At 66.3% G+C, this 21,591-nt stretch carries 19 protein-coding genes and 1 riboswitch; of the genes, 9 read left to right on the top strand and 10 right to left on the bottom strand.

Translation table 11 applies throughout. The features are described from left to right. Positions 1–6: 6 nt before the first annotated feature. A riboswitch (cobalamin riboswitch) is annotated at positions 7–198 on the top strand. Positions 199–330: 132 nt separating this feature from the next. The 4 genes from FIU66_RS10405 to FIU66_RS10420 are packed head-to-tail and all read left to right on the top strand — an operon-like array spanning position 331 to position 4,664. Continuing rightward, positions 331–2,163 (top strand): TonB-dependent siderophore receptor, encoded by a 1,833-nt coding sequence (locus tag FIU66_RS10405; RefSeq protein ID WP_167622639.1) that lies wholly within the window; start codon positions 331–333, stop codon positions 2,161–2,163. Continuing rightward, on the top strand, positions 2,150–2,944 hold the full coding sequence (locus FIU66_RS10410; protein ID WP_240544661.1) for an ABC transporter substrate-binding protein: 795 nt from the start codon (positions 2,150–2,152) through the stop codon (positions 2,942–2,944). Before FIU66_RS10405 ends, FIU66_RS10410 begins: the two co-directional genes overlap by 14 nt. After that, complete coding sequence (locus FIU66_RS10415) at positions 2,941–3,927, top strand: iron ABC transporter permease (RefSeq protein ID WP_167622641.1); 987 nt, start codon at positions 2,941–2,943, stop codon at positions 3,925–3,927. Before FIU66_RS10410 ends, FIU66_RS10415 begins: the two co-directional genes overlap by 4 nt. Continuing rightward, the gene (locus tag FIU66_RS10420; RefSeq protein WP_240544781.1) at positions 3,924–4,664 is read left to right on the top strand and encodes an ABC transporter ATP-binding protein; all 741 of its coding nucleotides are present in this window, start codon (positions 3,924–3,926) and stop codon (positions 4,662–4,664) included. The genes FIU66_RS10415 and FIU66_RS10420 overlap by 4 nt, the downstream gene beginning before the upstream one ends. Here FIU66_RS10420 and parA read toward each other — a convergent pair. Beyond that, positions 4,661–5,296, bottom strand: a complete 636-nt coding sequence (gene parA, locus FIU66_RS10425; RefSeq protein ID WP_167622643.1) for a ParA family partition ATPase — start codon at positions 5,294–5,296, stop codon at positions 4,661–4,663. The two genes, FIU66_RS10420 and parA, sit on opposite strands and share 4 nt — an antisense overlap. An 81-nt stretch (positions 5,297–5,377) precedes the next feature. Continuing rightward, positions 5,378–5,701, bottom strand: a complete 324-nt coding sequence (locus tag FIU66_RS10430) for an antibiotic biosynthesis monooxygenase (protein WP_167622644.1) — start codon at positions 5,699–5,701, stop codon at positions 5,378–5,380. Positions 5,702–5,819: 118 nt separating this feature from the next. Between FIU66_RS10430 and FIU66_RS10435 the strand changes: the two genes are divergently transcribed. Then, positions 5,820–6,860 (top strand): dipeptidase, encoded by a 1,041-nt coding sequence (locus tag FIU66_RS10435; RefSeq protein WP_167622645.1) that lies wholly within the window; start codon positions 5,820–5,822, stop codon positions 6,858–6,860. A gap of 97 nt (positions 6,861–6,957) precedes the next feature. Here the strand turns inward: FIU66_RS10435 and FIU66_RS10440 are convergent, their stop codons facing one another. Together FIU66_RS10440 and hemA are read right to left on the bottom strand one after the other, a co-directional pair. After that, positions 6,958–8,229 carry a helix-turn-helix domain-containing protein gene (locus tag FIU66_RS10440; RefSeq protein WP_167622646.1) on the bottom strand — a complete coding sequence of 424 codons (1,272 nt, stop codon included), beginning with the start codon at positions 8,227–8,229 and terminating at the stop codon, positions 6,958–6,960. Positions 8,230–8,340: 111 nt separating this feature from the next. Next, complete coding sequence (gene hemA / locus FIU66_RS10445) at positions 8,341–9,570, bottom strand: 5-aminolevulinate synthase (protein ID WP_167622647.1); 1,230 nt, start codon at positions 9,568–9,570, stop codon at positions 8,341–8,343. Positions 9,571–9,737: 167 nt separating this feature from the next. Between hemA and FIU66_RS10450 the strand changes: the two genes are divergently transcribed. Beyond that, a complete protein-coding gene (locus FIU66_RS10450) occupies positions 9,738–11,123 on the top strand; it encodes a M20/M25/M40 family metallo-hydrolase (protein WP_167622648.1) in 1,386 nt (461 codons plus the stop codon). Between the two features lie 53 nt (positions 11,124–11,176). Here the strand turns inward: FIU66_RS10450 and FIU66_RS10455 are convergent, their stop codons facing one another. Next, the gene (locus FIU66_RS10455; protein WP_240544662.1) at positions 11,177–11,737 is read right to left on the bottom strand and encodes a transglycosylase SLT domain-containing protein; all 561 of its coding nucleotides are present in this window, start codon (positions 11,735–11,737) and stop codon (positions 11,177–11,179) included. 6 nt (positions 11,738–11,743) lie between these two features. On the opposite strand from FIU66_RS10455, the gene FIU66_RS18055 reads away from it, so the two are divergent. From FIU66_RS18055 to FIU66_RS18020, 3 genes are all read left to right on the top strand, one after another. Then, positions 11,744–12,031 (top strand): hypothetical protein, encoded by a 288-nt coding sequence (locus FIU66_RS18055; protein WP_210254098.1) that lies wholly within the window; start codon positions 11,744–11,746, stop codon positions 12,029–12,031. A gap of 67 nt (positions 12,032–12,098) precedes the next feature. Then, complete coding sequence (gene gatB, locus FIU66_RS10460; protein ID WP_167622650.1) at positions 12,099–13,613, top strand: Asp-tRNA(Asn)/Glu-tRNA(Gln) amidotransferase subunit GatB; 1,515 nt, start codon at positions 12,099–12,101, stop codon at positions 13,611–13,613. 82 nt (positions 13,614–13,695) lie between these two features. Then, the gene (locus tag FIU66_RS18020; protein WP_191311040.1) at positions 13,696–14,127 is read left to right on the top strand and encodes a DUF4177 domain-containing protein; all 432 of its coding nucleotides are present in this window, start codon (positions 13,696–13,698) and stop codon (positions 14,125–14,127) included. Here FIU66_RS18020 and FIU66_RS10470 read toward each other — a convergent pair whose 3' ends face one another. The 5 genes from FIU66_RS10470 to FIU66_RS10490 form a co-directional block, all read right to left on the bottom strand. Continuing rightward, entirely contained in the window at positions 14,128–14,922 is a 795-nt protein-coding gene (locus FIU66_RS10470; RefSeq protein WP_167622651.1) for a class II glutamine amidotransferase, read from the bottom strand. 64 nt (positions 14,923–14,986) lie between these two features. Continuing rightward, on the bottom strand, positions 14,987–15,286 hold the full coding sequence (locus FIU66_RS10475) for a DUF1330 domain-containing protein (RefSeq protein ID WP_167622652.1): 300 nt from the start codon (positions 15,284–15,286) through the stop codon (positions 14,987–14,989). Continuing rightward, positions 15,283–17,943, bottom strand: a complete 2,661-nt coding sequence (gene alaS / locus FIU66_RS10480) for an alanine--tRNA ligase (RefSeq protein WP_167622653.1) — start codon at positions 17,941–17,943, stop codon at positions 15,283–15,285. The genes FIU66_RS10475 and alaS overlap by 4 nt, the downstream gene beginning before the upstream one ends. Before the next feature lie 293 nt (positions 17,944–18,236). Beyond that, the gene (recA, locus tag FIU66_RS10485) at positions 18,237–19,307 is read right to left on the bottom strand and encodes a recombinase RecA (protein WP_167622654.1); all 1,071 of its coding nucleotides are present in this window, start codon (positions 19,305–19,307) and stop codon (positions 18,237–18,239) included. 181 nt (positions 19,308–19,488) lie between these two features. After that, the gene (locus FIU66_RS10490; protein WP_167622655.1) at positions 19,489–21,576 is read right to left on the bottom strand and encodes an ATP-binding protein; all 2,088 of its coding nucleotides are present in this window, start codon (positions 21,574–21,576) and stop codon (positions 19,489–19,491) included. Positions 21,577–21,591: the final 15 nt, after the last annotated feature.

The following is a 21,591-nucleotide window of genomic DNA, read 5'->3' on the forward strand; positions in this document are numbered from 1 at the left end:
TGTGAGCTAAGGCGGCGCTGCCTCGGTTCCGGGTCCGTCCCGGTTAAAAGGGAACGCGGTGCGATTCCGCGACTGCCCCCGCAACTGTCAGCGGAGAGCGAGGCCGGATGAACGCCACTGTCCCGCGCGCGGGATGGGAAGGCCCGGCCAAGCTGTGACCCGCAAGTCAGGAGACCTGCCGAACGCGATCACCCTGACGGCGTGCGAGGGGCGCGCCGGAAACGGAAACTTCCGTCGTGGTGGTGTCGCTGTCCGGGGGTGCATTTCCATCGGACGAACCGCATCGCGCCCGGGCCATTCGCACCCCGGGTTTCTGGAAGGATGTCATTCGTGACGCCAAGACCCGTTCTTTTGTCGCTGACTGCGGCCCTTGCCCTGACAACCGCCCTGCCCGCCGCGGCCCAGGACGCGGCATCAAGGCCCTTCGTCCTCGACGACCTGACCCTGACCGCAAACCGCGAACCGACCGAACTCAGCCGCTCGGGCAGTTCGGTGTCTGTGCTAACCGAGGAGGACCTGCAAGACCGGGCCAGCCAGCCCCTGTCGCGCAGCCTGACCAAGCTGCCGGGGGTGACGCTGATCCAGCGGGGGCCGTTGGGGACCACGGGATCTCTGGAAGTTCGTGGCGCGCCTGCCCGTTACGTTCCGGTGGTAATCGACGGAATCGAAGTGTCCGATTCGACCGCCCCGACCCCTTCCTACGATATCGGAGGCCAAATAACGGCAGGCGTTGGCCGTGTTGAACTTCTGCGAGGCGCGCAATCGGCGCTATATGGTTCGCGCGCCATCGCGGGTGTCCTCACCCTCGAATCCCTGCGCCCGACCGAGGACGGCTTGCACCATCACTTCGGGATAGAGGCCGGCAGCTACAACACCCTGACCGCCAGCTATGGCGCGACCCTGCGCCGGAACGATACCGATCTGGCCTTCCAGATCAGCCATATCCGCACCGACGGCTTCTCGGCGCTTGACGAGGCCGACGGCAACTTCGAGGAGGACGGATATGAAGCGACCCGCCTGTCCTTCTATTCTGCGCATCGACTGGATAACGGTGCCACCATCGGCTTCAATGGCTTCTGGGAGGACAGCACCGCCGATATCGACTATTCCAGCGATGCAACCGGCACGCCCGGCGACGACTATTCGGAAAACGAATCTTATGGACTGCGTGGCTTTGCGCAGTTTGCGACCGGCGCGGTAGATCACGACATCGCCCTGACCCGCTACCGCATCGCCCGCGACAGCTACTATAATGGCTTTCCAACGTCCTTTGAGGGGGTCCGCACCAAGGTATCCTGGCAGGGGGCTACCGATATCGGTCAAGGGGTCCGGGCCGTCTTTGGCGCGGATACCGAGAAAGAGGAAGCCGAGGGCAACGGCGATGCCCGCATCAGCGGCGTCTTTGTGGAAACCACCGCAGCCTTGGGCAACCGGATCGACATTACGACCTCGCTGCGCCGCGACGATCATTCGCGCTTTGGCGGCTTTACCTCGGGCCGCGTTGCGGCGGTCTATCGTGCGGATGGCGACCTGCTGTTCCGCGCCGCCATCGGCAACGGCTTCCGTGCGCCGTCGCTGTATCAGCTGTTTGATCCCTTCATTGGCACTGCCACCTTAGAACGCGAAGAAAGCCGCACCCATGAAATTGGTGTCGAAAAGCAATGGGGCGGCAGCCATCTGCGCGCCACGGCCTTTTGGCTGAAGACAGGCAACCTGATCGGGTATGACAACAACGACACTCCATTGGATTTCAGCGACGACTTCTATAATCAAGTGGACGGCATCGCCCGCCGCCGGGGCATTGAGATCGACGGTCGTTATGCCTTCGGCGCACGCCACGCGCTGACGGCAACCTATACCTTCATCGACAACCAGACCAATGTTCCAGACTGGGCCCAGGTCCCCGAACGCGTCCTGAACCTGGGCGCCGAGACCACGTTTGCCACCGGCACCACCGCGGCGATCGACCTGCAGCACGTCGCGGGGCGCGCCGACGACCTCGACGACTTCACCACCGTCGATCTCAGCGTGAGCCACCCCGTCCGCGACAACGCAACCGCATATCTGCGGGTCGAGAACGTCTTCGACGAGGATTACCAGTGGGTCCGGGGCTATGGCACCTCGGGGCGGGCGGTCTATGCGGGGCTGCGTGCGTCGTTCTAGCACCATCCTGGCGGCGGCGGTGGCGATTGCCGCCGCCCTGCCTGTCGGTGCCGCGCCGCAGCGCGTGGTGTCGATGAACCTGTGCAGCGACCAGCTGGCGATGATGCTGGCCGCGCCGGGGCAGCTGCTTTCGGTCAGCAGCCTTGCGCAGGATCCGCGGCTGTCGCCCATGGCGGATGAGGCCGCAGCCTATGTCCCCAACAGCGGGCGGGCCGAGGAAATCTATCTCATGCGCCCCGACCTGGTGATCGCGGGAACCTATACCCCGCCTGCCACACTCTCGATGCTGCGCCGTCTGGGCATCCGGGTCGAGACCCCGCCCCCGGCCGAGGATTTCGACGCCATCCGGACCGAGATCACCCGCATGGGCAGGCTTCTGGGCCGCGAGGAGGCTGCGCGCGACCTGCTGGCCCGCTTTGACGCCGATCTTGCCGCAGCCACCCGCCCCGCGGATCGGGGACGGGCCGCGCTTTATTCGGCGAACGGCTATACCTCGGGCACCAAGACCCTTGCCGGCGCGATCCTTGAGGCAGCGGGATATGACAACATCGCTGCCGATTACGGCATCGCGGTGACGGCCGGCCTGCCGCTGGAATTGCTGGTCATGGCCCGGCCCGACCGCCTTGTCACCGGGACCAACTGGCCTGGCCAGTCGCGCAGCGAGGCGATCCTGAGCCATCCCGCCCTTGCCGCCGCAGCGCCCGTGAAGACGCGGGTCAGGGATCTTTTCTGGACCTGCGGCACACCCTTGGTGACCCGGGCCATCAGGTCGCTGGAATGAAGGCGCTGTTCATCGCCCTGTCGCTGCTGGTCGCAGTGCTGTTCGCGACGTCGCTTCTGACGGGCCCGGCGGGACTGCCGGTTGTGCAGTCGCTGCTGGACCTGGTCTTCGGCGGCGACGGCCCGGTACCCATCGTGATGCGCGAAATCCGCCTGCCGCGCGCGATCCTGGGCCTGGCCGTCGGCGCGGGCCTGGGCCTGACCGGCGCGGCGCTGCAAGGCTATCTGAGGAACCCGCTGGCCGAGCCCGGTCTGCTGGGCATTTCCGGGATGGCGGCCCTTGGGGCGGTGCTGGCGATCCAGACCGGCCTGTCCCTGGTCGCGGTCCTGGCGCTGCCACTGGCGGCCCTGCTGGGCGCGGCGGCGGGCGTGGGCCTGCTGGTCGTGCTGGCGGGGCCGCGCGGCGGATCGGTGACTCTGATCCTGGCGGGTGTCGCCATATCGGCCCTGGCGGGCGCGGGGACGGCCCTGGTGCTGAACCTGTCGCCCAATCCCTATGCCGCGAACGAGATCATCTTCTGGCTGATGGGTTCGCTGGCGGACCGGTCGATGCTGCATGTCTGGCTGGCCCTGCCTCCGATGATCCTTGGGGCCGTGCTGATCCTGTCCACGCAGCGGGCGCTTGACGCCCTGACCCTGGGCGAGGCCGCGGCCCAGGCCCTGGGCCTTGCCGGGCCGTCGCTGCGGTGGCGTCTGGTCGCGGGCACCGCGCTGATCGTCGGGCCGGCCACGGCGGTGGCGGGCGCGATCGGCTTTGTCGGGCTTGTCGTGCCGCATGTCCTGCGCCCCTGGATCGGCGCGCGGCCTTCGGTCCTGCTGCCGGCCTCGGCGCTTGGGGGGGCGGCGCTGCTGCTGGCGGCCGACATCGGCGTGCGGCTGATCGTGCCGGATCGTGACCTGAAGCTGGGCGTGTTGACCGCAATCGTGGGCGCGCCGCTGTTCCTGCACCTGATCTGGAAAACCCGCAGCGGGGGGCGGGTCTGATGGTCCTTGATCTTGCCGGCCTGTCCGTCACCCGCCGCAAGCGACCCGTCCTGCACGGCGTCACCCTGTCCATCGGCAAGGGCGAGTTCGTGGGCCTGATCGGTCCCAACGGCGCAGGAAAGTCGTCGCTGATGGAGGCCATGCTTGGCCTGATCCCCTTCACGGGCCGGTCCTCGCTGGCGCAGATGACGCCTGCGGATCGTGCGCGCCACGCAGCCTATCTGCCCCAGGCCCGAGAGATCGCCTGGCCCGTCAGCGTCGAGGATCTGGTGGCCCTTGGCCGCATCCCCTGGCCCGGCGGCAGGCGCAGCGGCGCCGACCGGGCCGCCATCGACGCCGCCATCGCCCGGATGGGGCTTAATCCGTTCCGCAAACGCACCGCCCTGCGCCTGTCGGGGGGCGAACAGAACCGCGCCCTGATCGCGCGGGCCTTGGCGCAGGACACGCCCCTGCTGATTGCGGACGAACCGATCGCCGGGCTGGATCCGGCCCAGCAGCTTGCCTGCCTGCGCCTGTTCCGCGATCTTGCGGTCGAGGGGCGGACGGTGCTGGCCTCAATCCACGACCTGGGGCTCGCGGCGCGGTTCTGTTCGCGGCTTGTGCTGCTGTCGGGCGGGCATGTGCTGGCCGATGGGCCTGCCGCGGAAGTCCTGCAAGACACTTTGCTGCGTCGCGCCTTTGGCATCGGCGTGCGCCGTGTCGAGACGCCGGACGGTCCCGCGATCCTGCCGGTCTAGCCGAGGGTGGCCAGAACCTCGTCAGTGAGCGCGGCAATTTCATTTCGCGCGGGGCCGCTGCGCGCGCGTTCGATCGCGCCGACGCCCTGGCCCAGCGTTTCCGCGTAAAGCACCCGGTTCGCGACCTGCGTGGCCGCGACATCGGCGCCCAGTTCCGCCGCCTTCTGCGCCACGTCGGCCGACAAGCGGGTGTTGGGCCGGACCCGGTTCATCACCACCAGCACCGGCGCCTTTTCCCGCCGCGCCAGTTCCAGGACGCCTTCGGTGGCCCACAGATCGACATGACTGGTGGCGACCGGCACCAGCACCAGATCGGCCACCCGCAGCGCCGGGCGCAGGTCGCTGTCGATCTTGGGCGGCGTGTCGATGATGACGAAGTCGAACCGCTTCTTCAGCTTTTCCGATTCATAGCTGGCCCCCCAGGCGGACGAGGTTGAGAAATCCATCGCCTCGTCCTCTCCCTGCGCCTGGATCCGTTCGATGAACCAGCGGCCCAGGCTGCCCTGAGGATCGGTGTCGATCAGGGCGACGGAATGCCCCCGCTGATGCAGGCTGACGGCCAGGTTGACGGCAAGCGTGGTCTTGCCCGACCCGCCCTTCTGCTGCGCCACCGTGATGATCCTGCCTGCCATCGCATACTCCTGCCCCGCTTGACGCACCGGAAGGTTAGCGACCGGGCGCCGCCATTGCACGGCCTTTCTGCACCTGCAGCATCAGTCGTCGAAAACGGCCTGGACCTCGTACATCACCGGCTCGAAGCTTTTGCACATGGCATGGATCGCGCGGTTGCGACGGCGCATCTCGTCCTGGCGAAGCATGGCCTGATAATCCTTGCGGTCGCGCCATTGGGAATAGGTGGCGATCCGGGTTTGCGCGTCGTTGAGGTGGATCGCGCCCGACACGAAGCCGGGCTGGCGGCGGATCACCTGGTCCCAGGCATCGGTCAGCAGTTCCAGCACGTCATGGGCGCTGCCCGGCGTCACCTCGAAGGTGGTGATGACGGTCTGGCCGTCGAAATCGCGGCGGATGTCGGGCATGGCTGGCTCTCCTCTGGCTTGCGGGTCCAGCCTAAGGCCGAATCGCGGGCACCGCCAAGCGCGGCCATTGCCGCGCGCGCCGGGATGTGCATGGTCGGCACAAACCAAGGAGCGACGGATGATCCCTGTATTCGACGGCCACAACGACTTCCTGCAACGCGTGGTGGCGTCCGGCCCCAAGGTCTGGCTGGACGGTGACGGCACCGGCCATCTGGACCTGCCGCGCGCCCGGGCAGGCGGACTGGTCGGCGGGTTCTTCGCGATCTGGATCCCAGCGCCCCACGGGCCGAACGACGCGGCCGCCGTGGCGCTGATGGAAAACCCGCCCTTTGCCATGCCCCTGCCGGACCAGATCCCCTTTGCCGAGGCCCTGCCCCATGCCTTTGCCCAGGCCGCGGCGCTGAAGGCCTTGGAACGCACCGGCACGCTGGACATCGTCACCTCGGCCCGCGGCATCCGCGAAACCATTGCCGCAGGCCGCATTGCCGCAATCATGCACATGGAGGGGGCCGAGGCGATCGCCGACATGGATGCCCTGCACCTTTGGCACGCGGCGGGGCTGCGGTCGCTGGGTCCGGTCTGGTCACGGCCCACGGCCTATGGCCACGGCGTTCCCTTCGCCTTTCCGTCCTCGCCCGATACCGGCGCGGGGCTGACGGATGCAGGCAAGACGCTGGTCCGGGAATGCAACAGCCTGCGGATCATGCTGGATCTGTCCCACCTGAACGAGGCAGGGTTCGACGATGTGGCGCGCCTGTCCGATGCGCCCCTGGTTGCAAGCCACAGTTGCGTCCACCGGGTCAGCGAAAGCAGCCGCAACCTCACCGACCGGCAGTTGCGCGTGATCGCCGAAAGCCGCGGCCTGGTCGGCCTGAACTTCGCGTCCAGCTTCCTGCGCGAAGACGGCCGCCGCCTGCCGCTGGAGGGTCTTGGCACGATGCTGCGCCACCTCGATCACCTGCTGGCGATCCTGGGCGAGGATGGCGTGGCGCTCGGCTCGGACTTCGACGGGGCACTGATGCCGCGCGATCTGCCTGACGCGGCCGCCCTTCCCGCGCTGATCGGCGCGATGCAGGCGCATGGCTATGGAGAGGCACTGATCCGCAAGATCGCCAGCGAGAACTGGATCAACCTGCTGGAGCGGACCTGGGGCGACTGATCGCCCCTTTCGCTTCGGTCGGAACATCCCCCAAGTCGCCGGCCCAGGAACCGGTCGGCGACGGGCTAGCCGCCGGCCCTTGCGGCAGGCAATTACCCTATTCGGTCGACGTCTGCACGTCAGTGGCAGGTGTTGCCTGGGCCACCGCGATCATCTGCGCCAGTTCGGGATCGGCGTTGAGGTCGGCCAGGGCAAAGCTGCCGGTCACGTCCTCGGGCGACAGCTTGATGTTCTTCACCACCTGCGGGCCGGGCGCGGCGGGACCATAGGTCTGGCCGCTGACCGCGAAGTAAACCGCGCCCGAATTGCCGGTGCGCAGCAGCGGCGGTTCCTCGAGCGAAGGCAGCGTGAATCGTTCGCCCGCATCCATGATTTTTTCCAGCAGCACCGTCCCATCGGCCGAGGTGACGCGCACCCAGGCCGGACGCGCCGCCAGCAGTTCCAGGGCGGGCGCGTCGGGAGCAACGGTGATGGCGGCGGCCGTGACCTGCTCGGGCATGGGCGGGCCGAACGGGACCGCTCCGGCCTCGGCCAGGGCACGCTGGATCGCGGTCGCGGCTTCGGGGACAGCCTGGGCCAGGGCCGTATCCTCGGGTCCGGCGGCGGGGGTCAGACCGGGATCGATGGCGGCGATCGGTCCGTCGCGCGCCGTCAGGACGGGGGCTTCCAGAACCTGCGGGCGGTAAAGGCGGTCAAGCCCCTCGGGCTGCGGCAGGGCTCGGGCAAGGTCCGTCGTCTCCGTCATGTCCAGGGGCGGCTCGGACACATTCGCGCCTGCGACCGGATCAAGCGCGGTGACCACGCCAGGCGCATTCTCGCCCGGCGTCAGCGTCACGCGCTGAACCTCTTGCAGGACCGCCCAGCCACCATAGCCCAGGCCGCAGATCAGCGCGATCAGGACCAGCAGGGCGCCGATCGCGCGGGGTTCGATATCGGACCAGAAGCTTTCCTGCTGCGGAATGAACAGGGCCTTGGGATTTGCCAGGGCCTCGACCGGGTCGGACGGCCGTCGCGCGGGCTTTGGCCCGGCAGCCGCCTGGGCCATGCCATGCGTCGGCTGGAAACCGGATTCCAGGCAGAAGCGGCGAAACGTCCAGTCGGGATCCATGCCCAGGTAACGGGCATAGGACCGCACATAGCCCGACACGAAGCTGGGCGTGTCAAAGGCGGTGATGTCGCAATTCTCGATCGCTGCAACATAGGACGCACGGATGCGCAATTCGCGCTGCACGTCCAGCAGCGACTTGCCCAAGGTCGCCCGCTCGCCCCGCATGAGATCGCCGAGGCGCGTGTCATCGTCGAGGAAATGATGCACTTCCTCCACCTGCGAAATCTCCTCTGCCGGGTTCTCAGCCCGCAGCCTGCTCATTTTCTGTCTGCCTCATCGCCCGATGCCAGATACCGTCCGAATCGAACGATATCTTTTGTTCTTTAACGCGAGCTTATCACGCAGGCGAGAGCAGTTCACCCGTGGAATGTGTCAGGCGCTCATTTCCTGACGGTTGAGCGCACAATGTGACCACAACCTGTCCATTGCCTTGACCAGATGGTCGATCTGGCGGGGCGCGTGGACCGGCGACGGGGTGAAGCGCAGCCGTTCCGTGCCGCGGGGGACGGTCGGGAAGTTGATCGGCTGGACATAGATGCCATAGTCGCGCAGCAGCATGTCGGACAGCATCTTGCAATGGACCGGGTGGCCCACATGGACCGGCACGATATGGCTGCCATGGTCGATGATCGGCATCCCCAGCGACTTCAGCCGCATCTTCAGGATCCGCGCATGAAGCTGCTGGGCGTCGCGCAGATGCTGGCCCTCAGCGCCCTTCAGGAAGGCGATCGAGGCCGCGGCCCCCGCCGCGATCGTGGGCGAAAGCGAGGTCGTGAAGATGAAGCCCGGCGCATAGGACCGGATCGCGTCGCACATCTTGGCCGAGGCCGCGATATAGCCGCCGAAGACCCCGAAGGCCTTGCCCAGCGTGCCGTTGAAGATGTCGATGCGGTCCATCAGCCCGTCGCGTTCGGCCACGCCCGCGCCACGGGGGCCATACATGCCGACGGCATGAACCTCGTCCAGATAGGTCAGGGCGTTGAATTCGTCCGCAAGGTCGCAGATCGCGGCGATCGGGCCGAAGTCGCCATCCATCGAATAGATCGATTCAAAGGCGATCAGCTTGGGGGCCATGGGATCGTCGGCGGCCAGCAACTGGCGCAGATGGGCCACGTCATTGTGGCGGAAGATGCGCTTGGCGCCGTCGAACCGCTTGATCCCCTCGATCATCGAGGCGTGGTTCAGTTCGTCCGAATAGATGATCAGACCGGGAAACAGCTTGCGCAGCGTGGACAGCGTCGCGTCGTTGGCAATGTAGGCACTGGAAAAGACCAGGGCCGCCTCCTTCGCGTGCAGGTCGGCCAGCTCGGCCTCGAGCCGCTTGTGATAGACGGTGGTGCCGGAAATGTTGCGCGTTCCGCCGGACCCTGCCCCCACCGCGTCCAGGGCCTCGTGCATCGCGTCAAGGACTGCCGGATGCTGCCCCATGCCCAGGTAGTCGTTGCCGCACCAGACAGTGATGTCCTGCTTTTCGCCATCGGGGCGCGTCCAGACAGCTTGCGGAAACTGGCCCTTCACCCGCTCGATGTCGATGAAGGTCCGGTAACGGCCTTCCTCATGCAGCCGGCCGATAGCCTGGTCCAGGGCGGCATCATAATTCATTGCGGGCGTTCCCTTGCATAGCTGGCTGGGGGCAATCATTGTCAGATCGCGCGCGGTCCGACGTTGATACATGTCAAATGACAGGGATGACAGGTTAAAATTGTCGCATGTCGACCAAAGGACCATCCTCAATACTTAGAAAACGACTCGGGAAAACAAAGGGCAATATGTCGAATAATAGCACATTGGACGCCGTTCTGCAAAAGCTGGACGAAGGCCTGGATGGGGCCCTGCACCGGCTGATGGCCTTGTTGCGCATCCCTTCGATCTCGACCGATCCGGCCCATGCGGGCGATGTCCGGGCGGCGGCGGAATGGTTGCGCGACGAACTGGCGGGCCTGGGCTTCCAGGCCGCGGTCCGCGACACGGCGGGCCATCCGATGGTTGTCGCGCGCTCGCAGCCGGGCGGCGCCCGGCCGCTGCTGTTCTATGGCCATTACGACGTCCAGCCGGTGGATCCCTTGTCCTTGTGGGACAGCCCGCCCTTCGAGCCGCGGATCGAGGATACTGCCGACGGCAAGGTGATCCGCGCCCGCGGCGCATCCGATGACAAGGGCCAGCTGATGACCTTCATCGAGGCCTTCCGCGCCTGGCGCGAGGTCCATGGCGAACTGCCCAGCGACCTGATCCTGCTGCTGGAGGGAGAGGAGGAGTCCGGATCGCCGTCCTTGCGGCCCTTCCTGCACGAGAACGCGGACGAACTGCGCGCCTCGCTGGCGATGATCTGCGACACGGAACTGTTCGGCGGCACCCGCCCCGCCATCGTCACCCAGCTTCGCGGCCTGGTGGGCGAAGAGGTCGTGATCCGCGGCGCCGACCGCGACCTGCATTCAGGCCTGTTCGGCGGGCTTGCCGCGAACCCGATCATGGTGCTGTCCCAGGCGCTTGCGGCGCTGAAGGACGCGGATGGGCGCGTCACGCTGCCCGGCTTCTATGACGGCGTGGACGACCTGACGCCCGAGTTGCGCCGGGACTGGGAATCCCTTGGCTTCGACGCGGGCGCGATGCTGGGCCGGGTGGGCCTGTCCGATCCCATCGGCGAAAAGGGCCGGATGCCGGTCGAGATGGCCTGGAACCGGCCCACGGCGGAAATCAACGGCATCACCGGCGGCTATACCGGCGAGGGGTTCAAGACCGTCCTTCCGGCCGAGGCCCGCGCCAAGGTAAGCTTCCGCCTGACCGGCCGGCAGGATCCGGCCAAGATCCGCGCGGCCTTCCGCGACTATGTCCGCGGATTCTTGCCCGCCGATTGCAGCGTCGAGTTCCACGAGCACGGCGGCAGCCCGGCCAGCGTGATGGACATCTCGGACCCAGCCTTCGCGGCCGCGCGGAGGGCCCTGGGCGAGGAATGGGGGCAAGAAGCCGCCTTTATCGGCAGCGGCGGCTCGATCCCCATTGCAGGTGACTTCAAGACGATCCTGGGCATGGATTCGATGCTGGTCGGGTTTGCCCGCGACGACGACCGCATCCATTCCCCGAACGAGAAATACGACATCCGCAGCTTCGCCAAGGGCGCGCGGTCCTGGGCGCGGATCCTGGCAGCCCTGCGCTGAAAAAGACAAAGGGCGGGAAGATCCCGCCCTTCACTTTATCACTGTCCGTTGTTTCAGGCCTTGGGTTGGCAATAGCTCTGGCTGCTGGTCCAGGCGGCGATATCGGCGCGCTTCGACGCGTTGCGCAGGGGCGCCCAGTCCCGGGCGATGCCGCGCCAGCCGTTGCCGTCATGGGCGACCGCATTGTCGCGCGCCACCTGTCGGGACATGATCTTGACCGCGCAGGACATATTGTCGCCGCCGTTCTTGATGTTGCCGTTGCAGCCATAGTTGCGCCAGGTCGCCGGCGCTATCTGCATCAGGCCCAGCCACTTGCCGCCGCCGCCGCTGGCCTGCGGGTTGTAGGTGCTTTCGTGCTTGGCTACCGCCGACAGCAGGCCCGCCCAGAAGGCCTTGCGGCCGGTCGAGTTCAGTTGTTCGTAATTGGGGCAGAAGGCGTCGATGTCACCCGGCACGCGCGACAGGATCGTGACCCCTTCCCGGTCCAAAGCAGAAAGCGTTGCCCTGGTCCACTGTTCGGACCCCGCGGCCTGGCCCCACCGCATCGGGGGCTGGCTTGCCAGCTGCATCTGCTGCGCATCCGCCGCAGCCTTGCTTTCGGATTGGGGGGTCATCGTGGATTGGCACGCCGCCAGGAAAGCCAGGGCTGCAAGGGGCACAAGCGCAGAGCGCATCCGGTCCTCGTGGGATTGTTTCGACAACAACTCCCATATCCCGGCCGGCGATTCCCGCAAGACGGCGCGAAAAACGTCGGCGGCATCACGCCAAAGGCCGGAATCGCCATGCTCGGAATTCCGCCGACGGAAGCCTTGGGCGCCGCCGGATTAACGATCTGCGCGCGCTTTTCTGGCAGCCATCTGATTCGCCGCGTGTGTAACGCCAAACGATTTGCCCCTGCGGCCCCGTGACATCACCACCGCGCTGACCTAAAAGGCCTGCACCAGAAAAACTCGTTTGACCCATCCGAGGTTCCCGATGCTTGACCACCTTTCCTTCACTGCGCCGCAGCCAAAGACCATCGCCGGGGCGAAGGGGGATTGGGAACTGGTCATCGGGCTCGAGGTTCATGCGCAGGTCGCGTCCAACGCCAAGCTGTTCTCGGGCGCCTCGACCGGCTTTGGCGCCGAACCCAACAGCCACGTGGCCTTCGTCGACGCCGCAATGCCGGGGATGCTGCCGGTCATCAACGAATTCTGCGTGGCCCAGGCGGTGCGGACCGGGCTGGGGCTGAAGGCCGCGATCAACCTGCGCAGCGCATTCGATCGCAAGAACTATTTCTACCCGGACCTGCCGCAGGGCTATCAGATCAGCCAGCTTTATCACCCCATCGTGGGCGAGGGCGAGGTGATCGTGGACATGGCCCCCGGCGTCGCCCGCCGCGTGCGCATCGAGCGCATCCACCTGGAACAGGACGCGGGAAAGTCGATCCATGACATGGACCCCAACATGTCCTTCGTGGACCTGAACCGCACGGGCGTCGCCCTGATGGAGATCGTCAGCCGCCCCGACATCCGCGGCCCCGAGGAAGCGGCCGCCTATGTTGCGAAGCTGCGCCAGATCATGCGCTATCTGGGCACCTGCGACGGCAACATGCAGAACGGCAACCTGCGGGCCGACGTGAACGTCAGCGTCTGCCCGCCCGGCGCTTATGAACGCTATCAGGAAACGCAGGACTTCAGCCACCTGGGCACGCGCTGCGAGATCAAGAACATGAACTCGCTGCGCTTCATCCAGCAGGCGATCGAATACGAGGCCCGCCGCCAGATCGCCATCATCGAGGATGGCGGAACAGTCGTTCAGGAAACCCGCCTTTACGACCCCGACAAGGGCGAAACCCGGTCGATGCGGTCCAAGGAGGAAGCGCACGACTATCGCTATTTCCCCGATCCCGACCTGCTGCCCCTGGACATCGAGCAGGCCTGGGTGGACGACATCGCCGCTGCCATGCCCGAACTGCCGGACGAGAAGAAGGCGCGGTTCGTCACGGAACTGGGCTTGTCGGAATATGACGCGGGCGTGCTGACCGCCGAGGTCGAGAATGCCGACTTTTTCGAGGCGGTCGCCAAGGGCCGCGACGGCAAGCAGGCCGCGAACTGGGTCATCAACGAATTGTTCGGCCGCCTGAACAAGGAAGGGCTGACCATCGACACCTCGCCCGTGTCGGCTGACCAGCTTGGCGGCGTGATCGACCTGATCGCCAGGGGCGACATCTCGGGCAAGATCGCCAAGGATCTGTTCGAGATCCTGTGGACCGAAGGCGGCGACCCGGCCCAGATCGTCGAGGCCCGCGGGATGCGCCAGGTCACCGACCTGGGCGCCATCGAAAAGGCCGTGGACGAGATCATCGCCGCGAACCCTGCCCAGGTGGAAAAGGCGCGGGCCAATCCCAAGCTGGCGGGCTGGTTCGTGGGCCAGGTGCTGAAGGCAACCGGCGGCAAGGCCAATCCCGCGGCGGTCAACGACCTGGTGGCGCAGAAGCTGGGGATGTGACCCCTCGGTCCTGGCGGAACAACCGCCGGGGCGCCAAGTTACCATCAGTCACGCAGAAGTCCTGCCCGGGAAGGAGCATCCCTTGAGCCAGTTCGAATACAGCGTCATTCCTGCGCCGTCCCGTGGCGAAAAGGCCAAGGATGCCAAGACCCCCGGCGACCGCTATGCCGTGGCCCTGACGGCGGAACTGAACCGGATGGCGAAGGATGGCTGGGAATATGTCCGCGCCGACGTGCTGCCATCCGAGGAACGCAGCGGCCTGACCGGGCGCAGCACCGTTTACCACAACCTCCTGGTCTTCCGTCGGGCGATGGCACCCGTTGCAGCCGGGGCGATGGCACGCCAGCCGCAGCCGGAATATCCGGCCGCCGCATCGCCCATGCGCGCGCCCGAGCCGGTGCCGGACCTGCCCCAGGCCGCTTCACCCGGACTGGTGGATCATGCCGCTGTTGCCGCGCCAGATCGCAACGACGCCACGCCCCCTGCCCCCCGCAACGCCCCGTCGCAAGGCTGATCAGGCAGCCTGCGCCTGCAACTGCGGGACAAAGGGCTGGACCGAGACGCTTCCCTGGTCGAAGACACAGAAGCTGCCCGGCGGAACCTCGATCCAGTCGCTTTCCTCGGTTTCCAGCGGCTCGGACACCACGGCACGTCCGTTCCGGGTCTGTGACCAGCGGTGATAAAGGCTGGGCGCCTGATCGTCGCTGGCATAGCGCACCGCATAAAGCCGCTGCCCGTCCGAGAATGCGCAGGCCGCGCGGACAAAGGGCGCGCAGCCCCGCCGCATCGACAGATCGGTCAGCCGCGCCACGGCGCGTTCCATCGCCCCCTTGGGATCATGGTCCAGGCCTTCGCCCAGGGCGATCAGGAACAGCGCCTCGCTGTCGGTGGCACCCTTGCGATGGGGATAAAGGTCGTCGGGGATCATCACGTCGGCATCGCGGCGGAAGGCGTCATAGCCGCCAAACTGGCCGTTGTGCATGAAGCTCCACCGGCCCGACACGAAGGGATGGCAGTTGTTGCGGCTGGTCGCGGTTCCGGTCGATGCGCGGACATGGGCCATGAACAGCCCGGACCTGACCTGCGCCACAAGGCTGTGCAGGTTCGGATCCGACCAAGCGGGCATCACGTCGCGGTAAAGCCCAGGCTCGGGACGTTCGCCATACCAGGCCAGACCGAAGCCGTCGGCATTGACCGGCGTCAGGCAGCGCCGCGCCCCTTGGCTTTGCCGGATCAGCGAGTGATCGGGGCGGCTGACGATATCCTCGAGGAAAATCGGTTGGCCCACATAGGCGGCCCAACGGCACATGACCCTGCCCCTTCGCGTTTCTGTTCTTGTCACAGAAATACCACGAAAGGATGATATGCCTAGCCTATTTCGCGGGCGGCGGCGTTTCCTCGACGATCACAAGATCGCGTTCCGATGCGCCCTTCGCGTGGGCCAGCGCCGCCTGGTATTCGCTGCTGTTGTAGCAGGCAATGGCCGCATCGAAGCTGGGAAAGCGGGCGACCACGTTGCGCGGACGCTCGTTTCCTTCCATCTGCTGGAAACGCCCACCGCGGGCCAGGAAAACACCGCCATGCGCGGCGATGGCCGGACCCGCCGCCTGCGCGTATTTCGCGTAAGCCTCAGGGTCCGAGACGGTGACATGGGCAATCCAAAGGGCAGTCATGCCGTTTCCTCCAGCAGTTTTTCAACCTGGGCGATGGCGTCGTCGGCAGCCGCCAGGCTGGGCGCGCCGCCCTGGGCGCGGTCGGGCCGCCCGCCGCCGCCCTTCCCGCCAAGCGCGGCCGTCGCCGTCTGCACCAGCGTCACGGCGCTGATCCGGTCCACCAGATCTGGCGTCACGCCCGCGGCGACCGTGGCCTTGCCCTCGGCTTCCGCCAGGACCAGCACCGCGCCGCTGCCAAGCTGCGACTTCATCTCATCGACCAAGGCGCCAAGTTCCTTGCCGCCCACGCCCTCGACCCGGCGGCCGATGAACTTGACGCCGCCGATATCCTTGGCCGCCTGACCCGCGCCGCCGCCGCCCATGGCAAGCTGGCGCTTGAGTTGCGCGACCTCGTTCGCCAAGGCCTTGCGTTCGTCGGCCAGCGACTTGACGCGGTTGACCACGTCGCCGGCCTGCGCCTTGAGGATGCCCGCGATCTCGGACAGTTGCCGGTCGGCATCGCGCAGATGCGACAAGGCAGCCTGCCCGGTCAGCGCCTCGATCCGGCGGACGCCCGCGCTGCTGGCGCTGTCGCCCAGCAGGGCGAAGGCGCCGATATCGCCTGTCCGAACAACATGCGTGCCGCCGCACAGCTCCAGCGAATAGGTCTGACCGTCCGCGCCCTTGCCGCTGTCGGCAAGCTGGCCCATCGACACCACGCGGACCTCGTCCCCGTATTTCTCGCCGAACAGCGCCTGCGCACCCAGGCCCCGCGCGTCGTCGGGCGTCATGATCCGCGTTTCCACCGGGCTGTTCTGGCGGATGAAGTCGTTCACCTCGGCCTCGATCCGGGCCAGTTCCTCGGGGGAAACGGCACTGTTGTGGCTGAAGTCGAAGCGCAGGCGGTCGGGCGCGTTGAGGCTGCCTCGCTGCGCGACATGATCGCCAAGCGCGCGGCGCAGCGCCTCGTGCAGCAGGTGGGTGGCCGAATGGTTGGCGCGGATCGCGCTGCGACGGTCGTGATCGACCGAGAGGGTGGCGCCCTGGCCCCGGCTGATGGTGCCCAAGGTCACTTCAGCCATGTGCAGGAAGACCCCCGCGACCTTCTTCGTGTCGGTCACGCGGGCCGCGCCGGTTTCGGTCTTGATCAGGCCGGTATCACCGACCTGGCCGCCGCTTTCGGCATAGAAGGGCGACTGGTTCACGACGATGGACACGGTCTGCCCCTCGGTTGCCTCGCCCAGGTCCGCGCCATCGGCCACGACGGCCAATATCTGCCCCTCGGCTTCCTCGGTGTCATAGCCCAGGAATTCAGTCGAGCCGTGCTTTTCCGCCAGTTCAAGCCAGATGGCCGCATCCTTGGCGTCGCCCGAACCCGACCAGGCGGCACGAGCCTTGGCCTTCTGCTCGGCCATTGCCGTGTCGAAGCCCGCCGTATCGACCGACCGGCCCTGTTCGCGCAGCGCGTCCTGCGTCAGGTCCAGGGGGAAGCCATAGGTGTCATACAGCTTGAAGGCCGCCTCTCCGGGCAGGTTCGCGCCTTCAGGCAGCTTGGCCAGTTCGTCGTCCAGCAGCCGCAGCCCGCGGTCCAGCGTCTGGCGGAAGCGGGTTTCCTCGGACCGCAGCGTTTCCTCGATCATCGCCTGGGCGCGGGTCAGTTCCGGATAGGCCGCGCCCATCTGCCGGACCAGGGCCGGCACCAGCTTGTGCATGACCGGATCCTGCGCGCCCAGCATATGCACGTGCCGCATCGCGCGGCGCATGATCCGGCGCAACACATAGCCGCGCCCTTCATTGCTGGGCATCACCCCGTCCGCGATCAGGAAGCTGGTGGACCGCAGATGATCCGCGATCACCCGGTGATGGACCTTGCCCGGCCCGTCGGGGTCGTTGCTGGTGGCATGGGCCGAAGCCTCGATCAGCGAACGCATCAGGTCGGTGTCATAGTTGTCGTGCTTGCCCTGCAAAAGCGCGCCGATCCGTTCCAGCCCCATGCCGGTATCGATCGACTGCATGTCCAGTGCACGCATCGAGCCGTCCTCGAACTGCTCGTTCTGCATGAAGACGAGGTTCCAGATCTCGATGAAACGGTCGCCGTCCTCATCGGCCGAACCCGGAGGGCCGCCCCAGATGTGGTCGCCGTGGTCGAAGAAGATCTCGGTGCAGGGGCCGCAGGGGCCGGTCGGGCCCATGCGCCAGAAGTTGTCGTCGGTGGGGATGCGGATGATCCGCTCATCCGTCAGGCCCGCGACCTTCTTCCAGATGTTCGCGGCCTCGTCGTCGGTGTGATAGACGGTGACCAGCAGCTTGTCCTTGGGAATGCCGAAGTCCTTCGTCAGCAGTTCCCAGGCAAAGGGAATGGCCTGTTCCTTGAAATAGTCGCCGAAGCTGAAATTGCCCAGCATCTCGAAGAAGGTGTGGTGGCGCGCGGTATAGCCCACGTTGTCCAGGTCGTTGTGCTTGCCGCCCGCGCGGACGCATTTCTGCGCCGTGGTCGCGCGCTTGTAGTCGCGCGTCTCGGCCCCGGTGAACAGGTTCTTGAACTGCACCATGCCCGAGTTGGTGAACATCAGCGTCGGGTCGTTGCGCGGCACCAGGGGCGAGCTGTCGACGACCTTGTGGCCATTACGCTCGAAGAAGTTCAGGAAAGTGGATCGGATGTCGTTCAGACTGGGCATGGCAGGCCTTCATCGCTGGGTCGCACACCGGCCGTCACCGGGCTGGCATGGTCTAGCCGGCGCGCGGGTTCCTGTCCAGCGACGGCTGGCCGGAACAACTGGTGCCACGCACCCGTTACCCTGGACAAGCAAGAGGTTCACATGCTCAAGTTCATCGGCGGAACGATCGGCGTCATCTTCATCATCGGCCTGCTGGTCGTGATCGGGATCCTGGCCCTGATCTTCTAGGCCGCACCCCCGTAATGGCAAAAGGCGCGGCCATGCCGCGCCTTTGCAATTTCCGGCCTGACCGATCACTCCTCGGTCAGGCTGTCGTCCTCGCCACCTTCGGCCGCGAATTCCAGGCCGTGGCTTGCGCGGATCTTGTCCTCGATCGCGGTGGCCCGTTCGGGGTTGTCGCGCAGGAACTGCTTGGCGTTCTCGCGGCCCTGGCCGATGCGTTCGTCGCCATAGGAATACCAGGCGCCCGATTTCTCCACCACGCCGGCCTTGACGCCCAGGTCGATCAACTCACCGACCTTGCTGATGCCCTCGCCATACATGATGTCGAACTCGACCTGGCGGAAGGGCGGCGCGACCTTGTTCTTGACGACCTTCACGCGGGTGGTGTTGCCGATCACCTCGTCGCGGTCCTTGACGGCGCCGGTGCGGCGGATGTCCAAGCGGACCGAGGCATAGAACTTCAGCGCGTTGCCGCCGGTGGTGGTTTCGGGGTTGCCGAACATCACGCCGATCTTCATGCGGATCTGGTTGATGAAGATCACCATGCAGTTCGACCGGCCGATGCTGGCAGTCAGCTTGCGCATCGCCTGGCTCATCAGGCGGGCTTGGCTGCCCATCTGCATGTCGCCCATGTCGCCCTCGATCTCGGACTTGGGCGTCAGCGCCGCGACCGAGTCGACCACGACCAGGCTGACGGCACCCGACCGCACCAGCGTGTCCACGATTTCCAGCGCCTGCTCGCCCGTGTCCGGCTGCGAGATCAGCAGTTCGTCCAGGTTCACGCCCAGCTTGCGCGCATATTGCGGGTCAAGCGCGTGCTCGGCATCGACGAATGCGCAGACGCCGCCCTTTTTCTGTTCCTCGGCCACGACATGCAGCGTCAGCGTGGTCTTGCCCGAGCTTTCCGGCCCGAAGATCTCGATGATGCGGCCCTTGGGCAGTCCGCCGATGCCAAGCGCGATGTCCAGCCCCAGCGAACCGGTCGAGGTCGCCTCGATCTCGGCCACGGGGTTGTCCTTGCCCAGCTTCATGATCGAACCCTTGCCGAACTGGCGTTCGATCTGGGCCAGGGCGCTGTCGAGCGCCTTCTGCTTGTCCGCGCTGCGCTTGTCGTTCATGTCGAAGATGCTCGCCTGTGCCATATGGTCCTTACCGTTATTTCACAGCCCGGCCGGCACGGCAATCTGCCGGCCTTGAGGGGGGTTCATGTTCACTTCTTGTTCCTGACCCTAGATGCGTATCGAACGGCTCATTTTCAAGCAGATTCGCTTCTCGTTCGACCTTTTTTAACCAAGAATCGCACCTCCGGGCCGGGGCCTGTTGCTAGGAGTCGAGCCGCCGCGGAGGATCCTGCATCTGCCGCCCGACGATCTGCACCAACTCGTTGAGCGTAAAGGGTTTTGCCAGAAAGGCGGCGTTCGGGACAGGGTCGTGGCCTTCGGCGAAGATGTCCTCGGTATAGCCGGACATGAAGACGACGCGCGTGCCGGGGCGGTCTTCGAGGGCGGCGCGGACCCAACTGGGTCCGTCCATGCCCGGCATGACCACATCGGTTACGAAGATGTCCACGGCCAGATTGCCGTCCAGCAGCCTCAGCGCCTCTTCCGCACTGGCGGCCTCATGGACCTCGTAGCCCTTCAGGCGCAGCGCGCGGGCGGCAAAGGCGCGGACCGGGGCCTCGTCCTCGACCAGCAGCACGCTGGCGCGCTGCACCGGTTGCGGGACGGCTGCCGCCACCGGCGCGGGCCGCATCACCGGCTGGATTCCACTTTGCGCCGGGAAATAGAGCGAGAAGCAGGTGCCCTTGCCGACCTCGCTGTCGCAGAAGATATAGCCGCCGGTCTGCTTGACGATGCCATAGGCCGTGGACAGGCCGAGGCCCGTCCCCTCGCCCACGCGCTTGGTGGTGAAGAAGGGCTCGAAGATCTTGTCGCGCAGCGCCGGGTCGATACCGCAGCCTTCGTCGGTGACACGGATGCGCAGATAGTCGCCCTTGGGCAGGGACACCCTGTCGCGCGCAAGATCGCCGTCGATGGCAACCATGTCGGTGCGGATCTCGATGTTGCCGCCCAGGGGCATGGCGTCGCGGGCGTTCACGACAAGGTTCATGATGACCTGCTCCAACTGCCGCTTGTCGGCCCGGATCGCACGCAGGGCAGAATCGTGGCTGATGGCCAGGGCGATCTTTTCCCCGACAAGGCGGTTCAGCAGATGGGTCAGGTCCGCCAGCACGTCGCGGGGGTCCAGCGTTTCCAGCTTCAACTGCTGGCGGCGCGAAAAGGCCAGCAACTGGCCCACCAGTGCGGCAGCACGGTTGGCGTTCTGGCCGATCTGGTCGAGGTCGGCATAATCCGGGTCGCCCTTGTCATGGCGCAGCATCAACAGGTCGCAATGGCCGCGGATCGCGGTCAGCAGGTTGTTGAAGTCATGCGCCACGCCGCCCGCAAGCTGGCCGATGGCCTGCATCTTCTGGCTTTGGACGAACTGCGCTTCCAGCGTCTTCAGCGCGCTTGCGTCGTTCAGGACCGCGATCAGGCCCGGCTGTTCGACCGGATCCATTGCCAGCGTGACCTGGAAATGCTGCTCCTTGGCGGCATCGTCAGGCGAGCGGAGGCGCAGCACCTCGGATCGGCCGTCGTTGCGGCGGGCGGCATGGGCTTCGGCGATCCATTCGCCCGCAGGCCGGCCGGGGCCGTCCAGCAGGCTGCCAATATGGACCGTGTCCGGTCCCTGCGGCAGGCTGGGCCCCAGAAGCCGTCGCGCGGCGGCATTGGCGCGGCGGATATGGCCGTTGGGCGCGATCCGAAGAAGGGCCACGGGAATCGCCTCGAAGTCGTCGGCGGTCTCAATTTCCTCGGCAGCCAGCGGGGCGGAAGCGGGCTGGGTGCCGCGGCGGTGATAGGACCAGATCTGCAGGGGCGCATCCTCGGCCCGGCTGAGGGTCAGCGTATCTCCTGAGGCAAGGGCCAGATCCGCGCAGCCGACATAGCCCGCGCGCCGGACCAGCCCGCCCAGGTCGTCCTGCGCATCGGCGCGCAGTTGGGACAACAGCCGCAGGATGTTCTGGCCGGCGATATCGCCAAAGCCGCTGCGCGACACCTCGTTCTGCATCACGACCAGCCCGTCCGAATCGCAGATCCAGATCGGTTCCGGTGCCGCGGCGACCTCGTGCCGGATCGAGGCCAGGGCACGCCGCGCAGCCAGCCGGTCCAGCACGTAGCCCAGCGAGATCACGCCCCCCAGGATGTACCAGGCGACCGCGATGGTGCCGATGACCAATGCCAGGATGCCGTATCCGCTTTGCGGAAGGGCCAGGGCCGCAACGGCGGCGATCACCACCGGCAGCATCAGAAGCGGCAGGGCCACTGCCGCGTTGCGCGAAACCGCCGACTGCGTTTCCCCCAAGGTCATCCCTTTAGCCCTTTT

It is taken from the genome of Paracoccus sp. AK26, assembly GCF_011801365.1.
Lineage (GTDB): Bacteria > Pseudomonadota > Alphaproteobacteria > Rhodobacterales > Rhodobacteraceae > Paracoccus > Paracoccus aerius.